This is a genomic window from Nocardiopsis sp. TNDT3 (genome assembly GCF_003427465.1).
GTDB lineage: Bacteria > Actinomycetota > Actinomycetes > Streptosporangiales > Streptosporangiaceae > Nocardiopsis > Nocardiopsis dassonvillei.
The window spans coordinates 1-3,798 of sequence record NZ_QPFC01000007.1 but is presented as its reverse complement, the minus strand read 5'-3'; the positions used below and the strand labels follow the sequence as shown (position 1 = coordinate 3,798).

Here is a 3,798-nt window from a genome sequence, read left to right as displayed (position 1 = left end):
GGGGTGGGTGTTACCAACCTCCGTGGTCAGTACAGCTAGCCCCTCCGGACCGCGCTGCCCGTGTGCTCGCGGATGTGCGAGCACACGGGCCCCTCGCGTGGCCCGGGGGCGACGGCGGCGCCTAGCGTCCGCCGGAGGCCAGCGCCGGGCCGCCGACGCCGTTGGACAGGCCCAGCCAGGCCGCCATCTCGGTCAGCTGCTCGACCAGTTCGGGCAGCGTCTCGGCGGGCGCGCCGTCCTCCAGCGTGATCCGCTGCGCCAGCAGGGTCCCCGAGGCGCGGTCCGCCTTGAGGTCCACCCGCGCCACCAGGTCCTCGCCCAGCAGGAACGGCAGCACGTAGTAGCCGTGCACCCGTTTGGCGGCGGGCACGTAGATCTCCAGCCGGTACCGGAACCCGAACAGCTCCTCCGCCCGGTCGCGCGTCCACACCAGCGAGTCGAACGGGCTCAGCAGCGCCCGCGCCCGCACGCTGCGCGGCACCCGGGCGTCCCGGTGCAGATAGGCCGTGCGGTCCCAGCCCCGCACCCGCACCGGCACCAGCTCACCCGCCTCCACCAGGTCGGAGACGGCCGCCCGGGACTCGGTGGACTTGAGGCGGAAGTAGTCGCGCAGGCACGCCTCGGTGGCCACCCCGTGGGCGCGGGCCGCGATCGACACCAGCTCCCGGTGCGCCTCCTCCGGGGTGGTCTCCGGCGCCGCGTACACCTCCGGCGGCAGCACCCGCTCGGGCAGGTCGTAGAACCGCTCGAACTGCGCGTTGCGCCCGTTGGAGGTCAGGTCGCCCACCCAGAACAGGTACTCCAGGCACCTCTTGACCTCGGACCAGTTCCACCCCCAGTGGTCCTTGGCGCGCGGCACGTCGTGCGCCAGCGCCGCCTCCACCTGCCGGGCGCTGGCCGGGCCGATCCGCACCACCTCCTCCAGCACCGCCTTGACCAGCTCGGGCTTCTCCTCCCGGATGCGGTCCATCCACCCCACGCGCTCCTGGGCGCGGTTGCGCTCCATCCGGTGGCGCATGAGCTGGCGGGTGGAGGGCGGCACCAGGCTGGCCTCGTGCGCCCAGCACTCCACCAGCCGCGCGGCCCCCGACCCGGTCGCGGAGGTGGTCGCCCGGTCCAGCAGGGCGGTGTCGTAGGCGCCCATGCGCGCGAAGACCGGCAGGTACTGGCTGCGGGCCAGCACGTTCACGCTGTCGATCTGGAGGATGCCCACCCTGCGCACCACCCGCGCCAGGTGGGCGAGGGTCGGCTTCCCGGCGGGCCGGGGGTCGCTGAACCCCTGGGCGGCGAGCGCGATCCTGCGCGCCTGGGAGAGGGAGAGTTCCGCGTCGCGGCGGGGGTGCGGTTCTGCCATTGCGCCACCGTAACGCCGACCGCCGACAGTCCGTTCCTCCGGGCCGCGGGGCCCGTGCGCCGGACCGGCGGGGAGTGCCGAAAAACCTTTGACCCAATGCGAACCTCCGGGGGTGGGAAGCCGTCCAACAGAGCGCGACGACAACCACCGGGCACGTGCCGGGAGTCGCGCACGCCCCGGTGCGGAGGACGGCCGCACCGGGGCCACGACCGTTCCCGTGCCCCGCGCCCCCGAGGAGCGGGGCACGAACGGTCGCCTCCTCGCATTCTCCCCGACCGGAGCCCCGTGCTCCCGTTGTCCACAGGGCTGTTTTCTCCTTCCCCGTCGCGTGCCCGCTTGCGTCCGCGCGGGGTCCACCTCGGCGGGCAAGGGGCTGGACAAGCTCGCCGCGGGTCCGTCCGTGTCCGCGCGGGGTCCGCGCCCTCCACCGCGCCGCCCCCGACCGGGCGTTCCCGTCACGCGCGCACCCGCGCGGCGGGATGTCCCCCCGATGCGACAGCATGTCCGTCATGGACAGTTTCGAGGAGTACCGCGACGCGGCCCGCAGGAGCGGCGTGCCGGAGCACGCCGTCGACACGGGCCTGCGCCTGGCCCGCCCCCAGATCGGGCTGGGTCCCGCGGACGGCGGCGGCGGGGTCCTCGCCGGGCGGTACGGCGGCCGCCCCGTCCTCCCACCGGACGTCGACTGGAACGGCTTCCCGGACCTCATCGCCTCCGTGGACTGCGCGGCCCTGCCCCGGGACGTGCTCGACTTCCCGCTGCCGCAGGACGGTCACCTGCTGTTCTTCGCCAACCGGTGCGACCTGGAGGGGTCCGCGGGCGACGGCGCCGTGGTCCACGTCCCCTCGGGGGCGGCCGCGGTCGAACGCGTCCCCGACGAGGGCACCCCCCACACCGATCCGTACCCCCTCTACGCCCGGACTGCCTGGAGCATGCCGACGGGTGCCGACGGCGCCGTCGTCGCGGACGGGGAGACCGAGCGGGTCTACCGGGAGCACCGGCTGGACCAGTACGACGGCTTGGAGCACGTGCGCCGGTCCGACCTGATCCTGGGCGGGTACGCCTACTCGCCGCAGGACCCGCCCTTCGTCCAGACCCCGGCGGACTACGAGCGGGACGGAGGGGAGCGCGTGCTGCTGGCCCAGGCCCACTACGGGATGTACGGCGCCCCCGGCTGGACCGGGTACGCGGTGTGGGTCATGTACCGGCACGACCTGGAGGCGATGGACTTCACGAAGGCGGTGGGCGGGGTGCTGGGCTCCCACCCCTGACGGCCGCGCGGGCGCCGCGGCGGCGCGGCCCGCTCCGCGCGGTCCCGGCGAGGCCGCAGGCGCGGTGGCGGACACGCGGGACCGGCTCCCCGGCGAGGCCGGTCCCGTCGCCGCCATGGCCTAGCCTTCTGCTGTGCGTATCGCGACATGGAATGTGAACAGTGCCCGGGCCAGGGCCGAGCGGATCGGCGCCTGGCTGGACCGGAGCGACGTCGACGTCCTCGCCATCCAGGAGACCAAGGCCCGGGACGACCAGTTCCCCGCCTCGGTCCTCACCGACCGCGGCTACGAGGTGGCCCACCACGGCCTGTCCCAGTGGAACGGGGTCGCGATCGCCTCCCGCGTCGGCCTGGAGGACGTGCGGATCGGCTTCCCCGGCCAGCCCGGCTACGGCGACCCCGAGGAGGCCGAGGCCCGCGCCATCGGCGCCACCTGCGGGGGCGTGCAGGTGTGGAGCCTGTACGTGCCCAACGGGCGCGAGGTCGACCACCCCCACTACGCCTACAAGCTCCGCTGGCTGGAGGCGCTGCGCGAGGCGGGCGCCGCCAGCCTGGCCGCCGACCCCGGCGCCCAGATCGCCTACGTCGGCGACTTCAACATCGCCCCGCGCGACGAGGACGTGTGGGACATGGCCGCCTTCGAGGGCAGCACCCACGTCACCGAGCCCGAGCGCGTGGCCTTCGACAAGCTGGTCGGCGCCGGGTTCGACGAGGTCGTGCGCGCCTACACCCCGGGTCCCGGCGTGTACACCTACTGGGACTACAAGGGCCTGGCCTTCCCCAAGCGCAGGGGTATGCGCATCGACTTCGTGCTCGCCTCCCCGGCGCTGCGCGACCGCGTCAGCGGCGCGAGCATCGACCGCGAGGAGCGCAAGGGCAAGGGCGCCTCCGACCACGCCCCGGTCATCGTGGGCCTGGACGGCGACACCGGCGAGGCCGTGGCCAGGGAGGCGGGCAAGTGAGCGCCGCGGCGCCGCGCGTGGCGGTCTTCGGCAGCGTCAACATGGACCTGGTCGCCTACGTCGAACAGGTGCCCGCCAGCGGGGAGACGGTCACGGGCACGGCCTTTCGCCAGGTGCCCGGCGGCAAGGGCGCCAACCAGGCCGTGGCCGCGGCCAGGGCCGGGGCCGACGTGGCCTTCCTCGGCGCGGTGGGCGAGGACTCCTTCGGGGAG

The 3,798-nt window shown here is 74.6% G+C and carries 4 protein-coding genes; 3 read left to right on the top strand and 1 reads right to left on the bottom strand.

Annotated features, from left to right (window positions below; all coding sequences use genetic code 11):
• Nucleotides 1-121 precede the first annotated feature (121 nt).
• A complete protein-coding gene (locus DQW06_RS00125) occupies nt 122-1,354 on the bottom strand; it encodes a winged helix-turn-helix domain-containing protein (RefSeq protein WP_117197721.1) in 1,233 nt (410 codons plus the stop codon).
• Between the two features lie 500 nt (nt 1,355-1,854).
• On the opposite strand from DQW06_RS00125, the gene DQW06_RS00120 reads away from it, so the two are divergent.
• From DQW06_RS00120 to DQW06_RS00110, 3 genes are all read left to right on the top strand, one after another.
• Nucleotides 1,855-2,625 carry a DUF1963 domain-containing protein gene (locus DQW06_RS00120; protein ID WP_013155162.1) on the top strand — a complete coding sequence of 257 codons (771 nt, stop codon included), beginning with the start codon at nt 1,855-1,857 and terminating at the stop codon, nt 2,623-2,625.
• Nucleotides 2,626-2,758: 133 nt separating this feature from the next.
• Nucleotides 2,759-3,586, top strand: a complete 828-nt coding sequence (locus DQW06_RS00115) for an exodeoxyribonuclease III (RefSeq protein WP_198662345.1) — start codon at nt 2,759-2,761, stop codon at nt 3,584-3,586.
• Nucleotides 3,583-3,798: PfkB family carbohydrate kinase (locus DQW06_RS00110; protein WP_255418198.1), on the top strand; the 216-nt coding region annotated here is incomplete at its 3' end. The genes DQW06_RS00115 and DQW06_RS00110, both read left to right, overlap by 4 nt.